Source organism: Micromonospora sp. NPDC048835 (genome assembly GCF_040649995.1).
In the GTDB taxonomy this organism is placed as follows: Bacteria; Actinomycetota; Actinomycetes; order Mycobacteriales; family Micromonosporaceae; genus Micromonospora.
Genome location: NZ_JBEZGM010000003.1, coordinates 119,032 through 132,076, shown reverse-complemented (window position 1 = coordinate 132,076; position 13,045 = coordinate 119,032). Strand labels below are relative to the sequence as shown.

The following is a 13,045-nucleotide window of genomic DNA, read 5'->3' as shown; positions in this document are numbered from 1 at the left end:
GGGGCGAATTTCATACAGTTACCGTCGCGTCTGCGGCGGTCGACGGGAAAGAGGACACTGTGCCTCCTGCCGCACCCAGCCCGATCCTGCGTCGTCGCCGGTTGGGCATCGAGCTACGCCGCCTGCGCGAGGCCGCGGGCCTCACCGGCGATCAGGTCATCGAGCGTATCGGTTGGGCCTCCGCGTCCAAACTGTCCCGCCTGGAGAACGGCCGCAGCCGACCCGACCCGCAGGACGTCGGCGACCTGCTCGACCTCTACGGCGCCGACCAGGCGTTGCACGACGAGTTGCTGGGCATCACCAACGAGGCCGGCGACATGCGCGGCTGGTTGAAGAACTTCCCGGTGATGACACAGCAGCAGCGCGGTTGGGCCGAACTGGAGGCGGGCTGCGCGGAGATCTCCGAGTACAACCCGGTGCTGGTGCCGGGCCTGTTGCAGACCCCCGGGTACGCCCAGCTCCGGATCATGTCGGCCCGGCAGGTCAACGCGGGCGCGGGCGAGCCGGAGCCGGGCGACGAGCCGGAGACCGAGGTGCAGGCGCGGTTGGCCCGCCAGTCGCTGCTGACCCGGGAGCCGCACCCTCCCCGCTACACCGCAGTCTTGGAGGAGGCGGCTCTCGGCCGACGAGCCGGGCCGCCGGAGGTGCTGCACGAACAACTTCTTCAACTCTGCGAGTTGGCTCTGTTACCGAACGTGGCTCTACACGTGTTGCTCCGCGACACGCCTGTCGGAAATTGGTACCTTCCGCCGACCGCCTTCTCCGTCTATCGGTTCGCCGATCCCCTCGATCCGGAGACATTGGCCATCGAAGGTGGGTTCACCGACGTCATGTCGACCGAGTCAATCACGCTAAATCGCTATAAAGTGGTGTTCGAGTGGCTATGCACGGCGGCACTTGACGCTTCGGACACCCTCTCCTGGCTGATCGAGGCGACGGGACGGCTGACCGAGGCGACGCCCCCATCCACAGTGGCGTTCGGGCCGGCAACGGCGCCGACCCAACGCCGCCGGGAGTCGGGGCGACTGACGGATCGGTGATCCACGGGGGACCCACCGTCAGGACGTGCAGCACCACTCGACCCATTGGATCGCTGCACATCAGGAGCAGAACCATGAACGACATCCGCAACACGCCGTCCGTCTCCGCCCACTCGTTGGCGGACGCCCCGTGGCGTACCAGCACCCGCAGCCAGACCTCCAACTGCGTGGAGGTCGCCCCGCTCGCCGCCGGACCGTCGGCGGTCGCCCTGCGCGACAGCAAGGACCGCGGCGGCCCCGTGCTGCTGTTCAACCGCGCCGGGTGGCTCGGTTTCATCACCGGAGCGAAGCAGGGCCAGTTCGATCTGAACTGATTCGGTCGCTGGTACGGGGCCGTCGGCACACTGCCGGCGGCCCCGTCGCTGTGCGAGCCGTCGGCCCTGCTGAAGGGCCATCCGCCGATCGGACGAGGCTCGAAACCGATAGGCGCGTTTCAGTTGCTGAGACGAACACGGGGCGTAACATGGCCCCGAGAACGTGGAACTTCCACACTGGCTCATCCGTCGCGGTTCATCCGGAGACCCTCATGCGGTTCCTGATCGTTCGCACCGACATCCGCGCCGTCGCCGACGGAGACATCGCCGCCGCCTGGGCGGACGGCCATCGGCTTCGCGACGAGACGACCACGCCCGAGCCGCGCCGGCAGATCGTGCACGCCGAAGACCGGGACGCCGCGCTCCTGCTGGCCCGCGCCCTGGCCGCCGTCGGCGCGGTCCGCGCCGGCAAGCAACGGGTCAAGGTCGTTCCGCTGATCGAGCCGCGGCCCGCCTTCCGCCACAAACCGGGCCGCGCCGGCACCTGATTCCAGGTCGTCCGTCGTGGTCGGCCGGCTCCCCCGCCGCGTTTCGCACCCACCGACCACGACGGCCCGTGTTCCCGGCCCGTGACCGCCGCGGCAACGGCGGCCACGGGTCGGGACCGTGCTCAGCGGTCGGCGTCCACCCAGCCGTCCAGCCAGCGGTGAATGAGGAACAGCGCGATCGACGACGGAGGCGGCAGGATCAACCGGGCCCCGTCGCCCACATCCACCGTCTGCCCGGCCAGGGCAGCGCCGATCTCCCGCCGGGAGAACCACCTGGCGTACGCGATCTCGGACGGATCGACCCGCACCGGCTCGGTCGGGTTCGCGGTGGCCAGGAAGCCCAACATCAGCGAGCCGGGGAACGGCCAGGCCTGGCTGCCCACGTACCCGATCCGCTCGACCCCGACGCCCACCTCCTCGCGGACCTCGCGCAGCACGGCCGCCTCCGCCGACTCGCCCGGCTCCACGTAGCCGGCCAGGCAGGAGTAGCGCCGACCGTCCGGGGTGCCCTGCCAGCCGGCGTTGTTGCCGAGCAGGCAGCGGCCATCCGGGCCGTCCACACCATCGTGGACGAGCACGATCATCGCCGGGTCGGTACGCGGCCAGATCCGCCCACCATTGCGGTCCACCCGGGACCAGCCGGCCTCGTCCATCGCGGTCGGAGCGCCGGTGCTGGTCGAGTAACCGTGCCGGGTGTGCCAGTTGGCAAGCGCCAACGCGGTGGTGAAGATGCCTGCCTCCCGGTCGGCGAGGAGGTGGCCCACCTCCCGGAGGTGGACCGCCCGGGTCCCCGGGATCACCGGCAGCGGCGTGTCGACGGCGAAGACCGGCACCCCGTCCGGCTCGACACCCAGGAACATCGCCGTCGACTCGGACCCGGCGGGCACGTCGCCCGCCCCGAACAGCACCAGTGTCGGAGGCGACGTCTCCGTGCGGGCCAGCGTCCGGCCATCGTCGGCGGAGTCGAGCAGCAGCACCCGGGCGCGCAGCCACGCCTCGGTCAACCACTGCGAGTCTCCCCGCCGGTGCGCGGCCCGATCCAGCGTGGACCGCGCCAACGGCGGTGCCGCCTCCCCGCTCACACCCGAACCGCGGTCAGCGCGGCCAGCCCCGGGGTGACCCGCTCCGCGTCGCCGAGCACCACGACCGCCGCCCGAGCCGGCGCCAGGTACCGGGCCGCCGCCTGCGCGACGTCGTCGATGCTCGCCTTCGCCAACCTCGCCGCGTACTCGGCCAGGAAGTCCAGGCGCAGACCGTTGCCCGCGTACGCGCTTGTCAACGCCGCCAGACCGGCCTGGGTGGACATGCCGAGCTGGAGGGTGCCGAGAGCATACTGCCGGGCCTGCTCCAACTCTTCGGGCTTGGGTGGCAGCGACGCCAACCGACCCAGCTCGTACGTCGTCTCCAGCAGCGCCGGGCCGGTGACCTCGGTGGCCACGTCGGCGGCGGCGACAAACACCGACCCGGCGACGGAGTGCTCGATCACCGAGTGCGGGCCGTAGGTGTAGCCCTTGTCCTCGCGGATGTTCTCCACCCAGCGGGAGGAGAAGTAGCCGCCGAAGATCAGGTTGGCCAGTTGCAGCGGCGCGTGGTCGGCGTCGGTACGCGACACCGCCGGCAGCGCGATCCGCAGCGAGGACTGCACCGCACCGGGCCGGTCGACAAGCAGCAGCGGCCCCGGCTCCAGCGGCGGGGTCGCCGGTAGCTCGGCCACCCGGCCGGCACCGGACCAGCCGCCGAGCGCCCGCTCGGCCGCGTCCAGAGCCTTCTCCGGCTGTACGTCACCGACGAGCACCAACTGCGCGCCGTTCGGATGGACGCGCTCCGCGTGCAGGGTACGCAGCGCCGCCGGTCGGACGGCTCGGATCTGGTCGGGCTCCGGCGTCTGCGTCGCGTACGGGTGCCGGCCGTAGATCCGCTTCAGCAGCGCCTCCCGGGCCAGGTGCGCCGGTTGGCTCTGCGCCACCTGGATCCGGTCGACGAGCCGGTCCCGTTCGGTGGCCACCTCGTCGGCGGGGTAGCTGGCGCCGGTCAGCACCTCGGCCAGCAGCTCCAGCATCCGGTCCAGACCGGTGACCAGGCCGGCACCGGAGAGCATCAACCGGTCCGGGTCGACACCCGCGGAGAGGCCGCCACCCACCTTCTGCAGCTCGGCCGCGATCTGCACGCTGCTCATCGACTCGGTGCCGGAGAGCATGGTCTGCGAGAGCATCGCGCCACGGGCCAGGTGCACCCGGCCGAACGGCACCCAGAGCCGCAGCTCGACAAGGGGCACAGCGGGCCGGCGTACCGCGATCACGGTCAGACCGTTGCGCAACGTGCGCTCGGCCTGCTTGGGCACCTTGAGCTTGCGGTTCGGACCGAGCGGCGGCAACGCACGCGGGTGGGCAGGAGCGGTAGCGATACTCACTGTGTCACCTTCGTTCGCGACTGCGGGGCTCGCAAAACCGGCTCACTCCTCGCGCTCACCTGGCGCCTCCGGCAATGACCTCGATCGCGGCCCGGCGCTCCGGGCGCAGGGTGGCCGCAGCGGCCCGGACCTGCTCCTCGGTGACCTCGCCGACCAGCCGGGGCAGCTCGTTGAGCAGGCCCGGCTCGCCGCGTTGCTGCTCCAGCACGGCCATCCGCAACGCCCGGCCGAGCACCGCGTCGGTGTCGCGCAGCAGGTGCGTCGCCATCCGGGCCTGGGTGCGGGCCAGTTCACCGTCGGTCAACCCGTCGGTGGCCAGCCGGTCCAGCTCCTCGTCGATGGTGCGCAGCACCTTGTCCACGTCGCCGCCGGGTGGCAGGTGCGCCTGCAACAGCAGTGCGGTGGGATCGCGGACGTCGAACGGGTCACCCATGAAGCCGAGGTAACCACCGAGGGTGGTCACCATCCGGTCGCGCTGCACCAGCCGCTCGACAAGCCGCGACGCGTCGCCGTCGGTGAGCACCTCGGCCAGCACCACGTACGGCAGGTAGCCGGCGAAGTCGGTGACCGGGTCGGGCACGCGCCAGGCGCCGGCCACCGCCGGCAGCGGTGCCAGGGCGTCGGTGTACGAGGTGCGGCGTTCGGTGGTCAGGTCGGGCTCGGTGAAGTCGGGCCGTTGCGGTGCCGGTCGGGCCGGCACGTCGCCGAAGTGCCGGTTGACCAGCTCGGTCGCCTCGGTCACGTCGATGTCGCCGCTGACGGCCAGCACGGCGTTGCCGCTGGCGTAGTAGCGGCGGAAGAAGTCTGCGGCGTCGGCGACGGTCGCCGACTCCAGGTCGTCGAAGGAGCCGTAGCCGTCGTGGGCGTTCGGGAAGGTGTCGAACATGACCGGCGGCAGGGTCAGCCAGGGGAAGCCGCCGTACGGCCGGTTGAGGACGTTGACCCGGATCTCCTCCTTGACCACGTCGACCTGGTTGCGCAGGTTCTCCTCGGTCAGCCGGGGGCCGCGCATCCGGTCCGCCTCCAGGAACAGCGCGCGTTCCAACGCGTTGCTCGGCAGCGTCTCGAAGTAGTCGGTGTAGTCCAGGTGGGTGGAGCCGTTGAAGGTGCCACCCGCGCCCTGCACGTGCCGGAAGTGGGCCAGCTTCTCCAGGTTCTCCGAGCCCTGGAACATCAGGTGCTCGAAGAGGTGGGCGAAGCCGGTGCGCCCCTCCGGTTCCGAACGGATGCCGACGTCGTAGACGACCGCCACCCCGATCACCGGGGCACTGCGATCGGGGGTGAGCACCACCCGCAGGCCGTTGTCGAGGGTGAACCGCTCGACCGGATACTTCGTCGCTGGAATTCTGGATCTCCGCGCCGCCACGGGATCGACCCTAGCGCGTCGACACCGCCGCCACCCGCGACCTCCCGGAGCTGCCGCCGCCGCGAGGGTGAGACGGCGCGCGCGGGCGGTGGGGTGACGTCCGGGACCGGTGGGAAGCGGGCGACCGGCGGTACGGGGACAATGGGGGGATGAAACGAGAGGCACGCCTGATGCGGTTGACCGGGGATCGCGCGAGCGGCGCGACGGCGACGAGCGCGGCAGCTACCGGAGCGCAGGCTGTGGGCGCGGCGTCGCTCGGCGCCCTCGCCGTGGGGGCGGTGGCAATCGGTGCCGTGGCCGTCGGGGCACTGGTCATCGGGCGGCTGGCGATCCGCCGGGCGGTGGTGCGGGAGCTGCGCGTCGGCCGGTTGGAGATCGACGAGCTGGTGGTGCACAGCCGTCCCACCGCCGAGGGATAACCCACGCCGGTGCGGCCTCGTCGAGCGAGGCTTACCGCGCCCCCACGCACCGTTCATCACCAGCCGTGTGATGCCGCTCGGGTGCCGGGCGGACACGGGGCAGCACCTCGGTGCCGACCCGCTCGGCCTCCTCCCGGTGCGGCCAGCCGGAGAGGATGAACTCGTCGACGCCGAGCGCGGCGTACTCGTCGATCCGGGCCGCGACCTCGGCGTAGCTGCCCACCAGCGCGGTGCCGGCGCCCTCGCGGACCAGGCCGACGCCGGCCCAGAGGTTCGGTGCGACGGTGAGGCCGTCGGTGCGGCCGGCGTTCAGCGCCGCCATCCGGGCCTGACCCACCGAGTCCATCCGGCGGAACCGGGCCTGGGCTGCGGCGATCCGCTGCGGGCTCATTCCGGCCAGCAGCCGGTCGGCCTCCGCCCACGCCTCGGCGCTGGTCGGCCGGGCGATGACGTGCAGCCGCAGGCCGGTACGCAAAGTGCGGCCCTGTTCGGCGGCTAGCGCCCGGACCCGGGCGGCCCGCGCCGCGATCGACGTCGGCGGTTCACCCCACATCAGGTACACGTCGGCCTGGCGGGCGGCCACCGTCTCGGCGGCCGGGGACGCACCACCGAAGTAGACCGGCGGCGGGGTGGCGAGCGGGGTGGCCAGGCCCCCACCGTCGACCCGGTAGTGCGCCCCGGCGTAGTCGAACGGCCGACCGGACCAGGCGCGGCGCAGCACCTCGACGAACTCGCCGGTGCGCGCGTAGCGGTCGTCGTGCCCGAGGAAGTCGCCGTACGCCCGCTGCTCGGCCGGGTCACCCCCGGTCACGATGTTCAGCGACAGTCGGCCACCCGAGACGGCCTGGAACGCCTCGGCCTGCTGAGCGATCAGGGTGGGCAGCGCGAAACCGGCCCGGACCGCGACGAGCATGCCGAGCCGCTCGGTGTGCTGGGCGACCGCCGCGCAGACGATCCATGGGTCGGGGCAGCCGGCGCCCACCGGCGTGAGAACCGCGGCGAACCCGTTCGTCTCGGCGGCCCGGCCGACCTCGGCCAGGTAGGCCACCGTCGCGGCCCGGTCGTGCCTCGCGGCCCCGGCGGTGACGGTGGCGGCACCCACCTGGTCACCGTCACCGGAGGTGGGCAGGAACCAGTGGAAGGTCATCGCGAAGTCGCCTCTCTGCCGGTGACCGAACGCCGATTACCCTAGCAAGCTGGTAGGAAATACCGACATAACTGAGACGCGCCATCCCGCAATGTGGATGAGCCTTGACGCTGACCGCAGCCTGGCCCACTCTTCCTACCAACTAAGTAGGAATACTGCGGATTGGATGGACGATGAGACGGCTCCCCCTGCGCCGGATGGTCACCCTGGCCACCCTCGCCGTGGTCGGCGCGGCGACCCTGGGCAGCACCGCCGCGTGCGGCGACGACAGCGACGGCGCCGGCGGCAGCTCCGGCCCGGTGACGCTGCGACTCGGCTACTTCCCCAACATCACCCACGCGCCGGCGGTGGTCGGCGTGGAGAAGGGCATCTTCGCGGAGAAGCTCGGCAGCGACGTCAAGCTGGACCCGAAGACCTTCAACGCCGGCCCGGCCGCCATCGAGGCGGTCTTCTCCGGTGCGCTGGACGCCACCTACATCGGCCCGAACCCGACCGTGAACGCCTTCTCCAAGTCCAAGGGTGAGGCCGTCCGGGTCATCTCCGGCGCGGCCTCCGGCGGCGTGGCGCTCGTGGTCAAGCCCGGCATCACCGGTGCGCAGGACCTGAAGGGCAAGAAGATCGCGACCCCGCAGCTGGGCAACACCCAGGACGTGGCGATCCGTTACTGGCTCAAGCAGCAGGGCCTCACCACCACCAAGGAGGGTGGCGGTGATGTCAAGATCGTTCCGCAGGAGAACGCCCAGACGATCGAGACGTTCAACAGCGGCGCGATCGACGGCGCCTGGGTGCCCGAGCCGTTCGTCTCCCGCCTGCTCAACGCCGGCGGCAAGGTCCTCGTCGACGAGCGCGACCTGTGGCCGGACAAGAAGTTCGTGATCACCAACCTGCTGGTCAGCACGAAGTTCCTCAAGGCCCACCCGGACGTGGTGCAGAGGCTCGTCGACGGCCAGGTGGCCGCCAACGAGTTCGTCAACACCAAGCCGGACGAGGCGCAGCAGGCCATCTCGGACGCGATCGGCAAGATCACCGGCAAGCCGCTGGACCTCAAGCTGATCAAGCAGGCGTGGCCGACGTTGGAGTTCACCAACGACCCGATCCCGTCCTCACTCAAGGCCGGGCTCGACCACGCCGTAGACGTCGGCCTGACCGAGCCGGTCGACCTCAAGGGCCTGTACGACCTGAAGTACCTGAACAACGCGCTGAAGGCCGCCGGCAAGCCCGAGGTCGTCCAGCCATGACGTCGACCACGACGACGCCGCAGAGCGCGACCACCGCGGTCGCGCTCTCCGGCGTGACAAAGGTGTACGGGCGCGGGGCGAACGCCGTCCTGGCCCTGGACGGTGTGTCGCTCGACGTCGCGCCCGGCGAGTTCGTCTGTCTGGTCGGCGCGTCCGGCTGCGGCAAGAGCACCCTGCTCAACCTGGTGGCCGGGCTGGACCGGGTCAGTGGCGGGCAGATCACCCTGGCCGGGGACGCCAACCCGGGCCTGATGTTCCAGGAGCCGGCGCTCTTCCCGTGGCTGACCGTCGACGCCAATGTGGAGGTGCCCCTCAAGCTGCGCCGACTCCCCCGGGCCCAACGCCGCGAGCGGGTGGCCGAGCTGCTGCGGACGGTGCACCTGGCCGACTTCGGCCGCAAGCGCCCCCACGAACTCTCCGGCGGCATGCGGCAGCGCGTCGCACTCGCCCGCACGCTGGCCCTGGACACGCCGGTGCTGCTGATGGACGAGCCGTTCGGCGCCCTGGACGCGATGACCCGGGACATCCTGCACGACGAGCTGGAACGCATCTGGTCCGAGCGCAACCTCTCGGTGCTCTTCGTGACGCACAACGTCCGCGAGGCGGCCCGGCTGGCCGACCGGATCATCCTGCTCTCCAGCCGACCCGGCCGGATCATCTACTCCACCGAGGTGAACATCCCGCGCCCTCGTCGGATCGACTCCCCCGAGGTCGCCGCCATCGCCGCCGAGGTCACCGAGCGACTCCGTACGGAGGTGGGCCGCCATGGCCAGTGACACCCTCACCAGTTCGGCGCGTACCGACGCGGAGATCTCCGGCCTCGACGCGCTGGAGATCGCCGGCCGGGACAAGGAGGTCTCCCGGGGTGCCCGGATATGGGCCGCCACCTGGCCCAAGCTCGCCGCCCTGGCCATCGCCATCGCCGCCTGGCAACTCGTGGTCCTCTCCGGATGGAAGCCCCCGTACTCGCTGCCCGGGCCACTTGAGGTCGGCCGCGAGCTGGTGGCCCAGGCACAGGGTCCGCAGCTCTGGGACGGCCTGCTCACCACCTTGCGCCGGGCCGCCCTCGGGTACGTGTTCTCGGTCGCCGTCGGCCTGTTGCTGGGCCTCGCGGTGGCCCGGTCCACCGTGCTGCGAGCTGCCATCGGCTCCATGATCACCGCGTTGCAGACCATGCCCTCGATCGCCTGGTTCCCGCTGGCCATCCTGCTCTTCGAGCTGAGCGAGAAGGCGATCTTCTTCGTGGTCGTGCTCGGCGCGGCACCGTCCATCGCCAACGGGGTGATCTCCGGGGTGGACTACGTGCCGCCGCTGCTGCTGCGCGCCGGCCGCAACCTGGGTGCCCGAGGGCTCAACCTCTACCGATACGTCATCGCACCGGCCGCCCTGCCGGCGATCGTGGCCGGACTCAAGCAGGGTTGGGCGTTCTCCTGGCGCAGCCTGATGGCCGGTGAGCTGCTCGTCGTCGGCATCTCGCAGACCTCGCTCGGCGCCCAACTCACCTACTCGCGGGAGTTGTCCGACGCGCCCTGGCTGCTCTCCACGATGATCGTCATCCTGGTGGTCGGCCTCGTCGTGGACGCCGCGTTCGGCGCCGCGGACAAGGCGATCCGGCGGCGGTGGGGCGTACTGGACCAGGCTGGTCAGTGACGTGTTCGTCTCCGCGCGCAGCGACTACGCGCTCCGGGCGATGCTCGCCGTCGCCGCCGCCTCGGGTGGTGGTGACGGCGGCGAGTTGGTGAAGGCGGCCAGCCTGGCCGAGATGCAGGACATCCCGCTCAGCTTCCTCCAGGGCATCCTGCTCGACCTGCGCCGAGCCGGCCTGCTGCACAGCCATCGCGGCGCCGAGGGCGGGTACGCGCTGACCCGCCCGCCCGACGAGATCACCGTCGGAGACGTGCTGCGCGCGGTCGGCGGCTCGCTCACCACGGTGCGCGGCCTACCGGCCGAGCGGGCCGATTATCACGGGGTGGCCGCGGGCCTCACCGACGTCTGGCTGGCGGTGCACGGGGCGATCGCCACGGTGGTCGACAGCACCACCCTGACCAACCTGCTCACCCAAGCCCCCGTCACCCCCACCCCCGCACCCCCCGGCTGACCCCACCCCACCCCTGCCTCTGCCCCACCCTGCCCCCGCCTCTGCCCCTGCCCCTGCCTCGCGATCTTGCACTTGCTGTCGCGGCATAAGGGGCATACCGGCCCGTACCGACAACAGAAACTGCAAGATCGGCGCGGTGGGTGGCGCGGGGGCGCGGGGCGCGGGGGGATGTGGTCGGGTCGGTGCCCCGCCGACCCGACCACATACCGTACCGATCCTGACCGGGCCTGCCCCTCCGCCGACGCCGGTAGACCGGTCGCTGCTCAGCCCACGTGTGCGGTGGCCGGGCCGAGGCCCGGGTCGCCAGGACTGTGCAGCTCCACCAGACCGGCGGGAGCGTTACCCGCCGGGGTGGCGTGCCAGGGTGCGAAGGCCGCGACCATGGCGAGCAACAACCCGGCGAGCGCGAGCGCGACCACCATGAGCAGTTCACGCAGTGCGCCCGAGCCGGCTTCGCCCGCCATGGTCACCCCCTCCGAGTCGGGCCCCCCGACCCGACTTCCCCCGACGGTCAGCCTCGACCACGACCGCCCGGGGCACAGTCGGCCAGCCGACCCCGCCGATGCTGATTACCGACTCAGCAGAGAGGGCCGCCCGGCGTAGCCGGCTGACCGATCGGGCGGCGCGGACAGCCGAACGGCCCGGAAGACGGAAACGACCCGCCCCGCCGAAGCGGAACGGGTCGGTCGACGCGCAGAAGATCAGACGGTACGGGGGCGACGCGGACGACGGGACCGACCCGACGCGCGGTGCGCCGGCCGGGCGCCACCCTCGGTGGACGCGCCGCCGGAGGTACGTGCCCGGGAAGCGGGCGCCGGCGGGGCGACGATGGTCACCGGCACACCGGACGGCTCACGGGCACCGGTCACCCGGGCCAACGCTCCGTCACCCGCGCGCACCTGGACCGACTCGGGCCGGATGCCGGCGGTGGCCATCAGCCGGGACACGTCCCGGCGCTGCTCCGGCAGGACCAGGGTGACCACGGAACCCGACTCGCCGGCCCGGGCGGTACGGCCACCACGGTGCAGGTAGTCCTTCGCCTCGGTGGGCGGGTCCACGTTGACCACCATGTCCAGGCCGTCCACGTGGATGCCACGGGCCGCCACGTCGGTGGCGACCAGGGCGGTCACCTGACCGTTGCGGAACTGCTCCAGAATCCGGGTGCGCTGCGGCTGGGACTTGCCGCCGTGCAGCGCGGCCGCGCGTACCCCCTTGGCGAGCAGTTGGCGGGCCAGCCGGTCGGCGCGGTGCTTGGTGCCCATGAACAGGATGGTGCGGCCCTCACGGGCGGCGATCCGGGTCAACGCGTCGGGCTTGTCTGCGGCGTCGACGTGCAGCACGTGGTGGGTCATCGCGGTGACCGTCGCGGTGCCCGGGTCGACCGAGTGGGTGACCGGGTTGCTCAGGAAACGGCGGACCAGCCGGTCCACGCCGCCGTCCAGGGTCGCCGAGAAGAGCATCCGCTGCCCCTGCGGCGCGACCTGCTCCAGCAGCTTGGTGACCTGCGGCAGGAAGCCCATGTCGGCCATCTGGTCGGCCTCGTCGAGCACGGTGATCTCGACCTGGTCGAGCCGGGCGTCGCCACGGTTGATCAGGTCGTGCAGCCGGCCGGGGGTGGCGACGACCACCTCGGCACCGGCGCGCAGCGCGTCCGCCTGCCGCTGCAGCGACAGCCCACCGACGACGGTGGCGCAGCGCAGCCCGACGGCACGGGCGTACGGGGCCAGGGCGGTGGTGACCTGCTGCGCCAACTCGCGGGTCGGCACCAGCACCAGGGCCAGCGGGCGGCCCGGCCGCGCCTTACGGCCGGCGGTGCGGGACAGCAGCGGGAGTCCGAAAGCGAGGGTCTTGCCGGAGCCGGTACGACCCCGGCCCAGCACGTCCCGGCCAGCGAGCGAGTCGGGCAGCGTCGCCGACTGGATCGGGAACGGCTCGGTGATGCCCTGCGCGGTCAGCGCGGTGAGCAGCGCCGGTGCCAGACCGGAAGAAGCGAAAGTGGGAATAACTGTGGTCATGCGGAAGCCTTCCTCGACGCGGCACGTGTCGAGGGAGGGCGCCGAAGTCGGCGCTGTCAACCGGCGGAAGAAGGCCGCCAGGACTCACAAGCACGAACCGAAGGGAGTACAGGCCGGCCCGCCACCGGGCCGTCGCCTGCGGAGGCAGGCGACAGCGGGGCGGGCCGGTCCCGTCACCGTCACACCCGGAGGGCGCGACAGGTAATGCTGACCGATCCGAAGATCAGAGCGGGCGGATGTTCTCCGCCTGCGGGCCCTTCTGACCCTGGGTCACCTCGAACTCGACCCGCTGGTTCTCGTCCAGGCTCCGGTAGCCGGAGGACTGGATCGCCGAGAAGTGGGCGAAAACGTCGGCGCCGCCGCCGTCGGGGGTGATGAAGCCGAAGCCCTTGTCAGCGTTGAACCACTTCACGGTGCCAATAGCCATGTGTTTCGTCTCCTTGACGGAACGTCGGACACGCACGTGTTGCGTGCCCGAAGAGGAGCGCTCCGCGCGGGGATGCGCGAATC

General features: G+C 71.6%; 15 protein-coding genes. 8 read left to right on the top strand and 7 right to left on the bottom strand.

Going from position 1 to position 13,045, the window contains the following annotated elements:
- Positions 1 to 59 precede the first annotated feature (59 nt).
- The 3 genes from AB0C15_RS05360 (at position 60) to AB0C15_RS05350 (ending at position 1,842) form a co-directional block, all read left to right on the top strand.
- Positions 60 to 1,040, top strand: a complete 981-nt coding sequence (locus tag AB0C15_RS05360; protein WP_357348922.1) for a helix-turn-helix transcriptional regulator — start codon at positions 60 to 62, stop codon at positions 1,038 to 1,040.
- Positions 1,041 to 1,114: 74 nt separating this feature from the next.
- Positions 1,115 to 1,354 carry a DUF397 domain-containing protein gene (locus AB0C15_RS05355; RefSeq protein WP_357348920.1) on the top strand — a complete coding sequence of 80 codons (240 nt, stop codon included), beginning with the start codon at positions 1,115 to 1,117 and terminating at the stop codon, positions 1,352 to 1,354.
- Positions 1,355 to 1,566: 212 nt separating this feature from the next.
- Entirely contained in the window at positions 1,567 to 1,842 is a 276-nt protein-coding gene (locus tag AB0C15_RS05350) for a hypothetical protein (RefSeq protein WP_357348918.1), read from the top strand.
- A gap of 122 nt (positions 1,843 to 1,964) precedes the next feature.
- Here AB0C15_RS05350 and nudC read toward each other — a convergent pair whose 3' ends face one another.
- Genes nudC through AB0C15_RS05335 form a run of 3 tightly spaced genes read right to left on the bottom strand, consistent with a single transcriptional unit; the run spans position 1,965 to position 5,618 of the window.
- Positions 1,965 to 2,924: an NAD(+) diphosphatase gene (nudC, locus tag AB0C15_RS05345; RefSeq protein ID WP_357348916.1), complete on the bottom strand. Its 960-nt coding sequence runs from the start codon at positions 2,922 to 2,924 to the stop codon at positions 1,965 to 1,967.
- Positions 2,921 to 4,252 (bottom strand): pitrilysin family protein, encoded by a 1,332-nt coding sequence (locus AB0C15_RS05340; RefSeq protein WP_357348914.1) that lies wholly within the window; start codon positions 4,250 to 4,252, stop codon positions 2,921 to 2,923. The genes nudC and AB0C15_RS05340 overlap by 4 nt, the downstream gene beginning before the upstream one ends.
- Before the next feature lie 55 nt (positions 4,253 to 4,307).
- Positions 4,308 to 5,618 carry a pitrilysin family protein gene (locus AB0C15_RS05335; RefSeq protein WP_357348912.1) on the bottom strand — a complete coding sequence of 437 codons (1,311 nt, stop codon included), beginning with the start codon at positions 5,616 to 5,618 and terminating at the stop codon, positions 4,308 to 4,310.
- 149 nt (positions 5,619 to 5,767) lie between these two features.
- Between AB0C15_RS05335 and AB0C15_RS05330 the strand changes: the two genes are divergently transcribed.
- The gene (locus tag AB0C15_RS05330; RefSeq protein WP_357348910.1) at positions 5,768 to 6,037 is read left to right on the top strand and encodes a hypothetical protein; all 270 of its coding nucleotides are present in this window, start codon (positions 5,768 to 5,770) and stop codon (positions 6,035 to 6,037) included.
- Positions 6,038 to 6,068: 31 nt separating this feature from the next.
- Here the strand turns inward: AB0C15_RS05330 and AB0C15_RS05325 are convergent, their stop codons facing one another.
- Positions 6,069 to 7,184: an LLM class flavin-dependent oxidoreductase gene (locus AB0C15_RS05325; protein ID WP_357348908.1), complete on the bottom strand. Its 1,116-nt coding sequence runs from the start codon at positions 7,182 to 7,184 to the stop codon at positions 6,069 to 6,071.
- Positions 7,185 to 7,357: 173 nt separating this feature from the next.
- Between AB0C15_RS05325 and AB0C15_RS05320 the strand changes: the two genes are divergently transcribed.
- From AB0C15_RS05320 to AB0C15_RS05305, 4 genes are read left to right on the top strand one after another with little or no spacing between them, the layout of a single operon-like run.
- Entirely contained in the window at positions 7,358 to 8,422 is a 1,065-nt protein-coding gene (locus AB0C15_RS05320; protein ID WP_357348906.1) for an ABC transporter substrate-binding protein, read from the top strand.
- Positions 8,419 to 9,198, top strand: a complete 780-nt coding sequence (locus AB0C15_RS05315; RefSeq protein WP_357348904.1) for an ABC transporter ATP-binding protein — start codon at positions 8,419 to 8,421, stop codon at positions 9,196 to 9,198. Before AB0C15_RS05320 ends, AB0C15_RS05315 begins: the two co-directional genes overlap by 4 nt.
- A complete protein-coding gene (locus AB0C15_RS05310) occupies positions 9,188 to 10,072 on the top strand; it encodes an ABC transporter permease (RefSeq protein ID WP_357348902.1) in 885 nt (294 codons plus the stop codon). Before AB0C15_RS05315 ends, AB0C15_RS05310 begins: the two co-directional genes overlap by 11 nt.
- Before the next feature lies 1 nt (position 10,073).
- On the top strand, positions 10,074 to 10,520 hold the full coding sequence (locus AB0C15_RS05305; protein WP_357348900.1) for an Rrf2 family transcriptional regulator: 447 nt from the start codon (positions 10,074 to 10,076) through the stop codon (positions 10,518 to 10,520).
- A gap of 263 nt (positions 10,521 to 10,783) precedes the next feature.
- Here the strand turns inward: AB0C15_RS05305 and AB0C15_RS05300 are convergent, their stop codons facing one another.
- The 3 genes from AB0C15_RS05300 to AB0C15_RS05290 all read right to left on the bottom strand — a co-directional run bounded on the left by AB0C15_RS05300 (position 10,784) and on the right by AB0C15_RS05290 (position 12,962).
- Positions 10,784 to 10,984 carry a hypothetical protein gene (locus tag AB0C15_RS05300; RefSeq protein ID WP_357348898.1) on the bottom strand — a complete coding sequence of 67 codons (201 nt, stop codon included), beginning with the start codon at positions 10,982 to 10,984 and terminating at the stop codon, positions 10,784 to 10,786.
- Between the two features lie 237 nt (positions 10,985 to 11,221).
- Entirely contained in the window at positions 11,222 to 12,535 is a 1,314-nt protein-coding gene (locus AB0C15_RS05295) for a DEAD/DEAH box helicase (RefSeq protein WP_357348896.1), read from the bottom strand.
- A 223-nt stretch (positions 12,536 to 12,758) separates the two neighbouring features.
- Positions 12,759 to 12,962, bottom strand: coding sequence for a cold-shock protein (locus AB0C15_RS05290; protein ID WP_007464836.1), 204 nt, complete (start codon positions 12,960 to 12,962; stop codon positions 12,759 to 12,761).
- Positions 12,963 to 13,045: the final 83 nt, after the last annotated feature.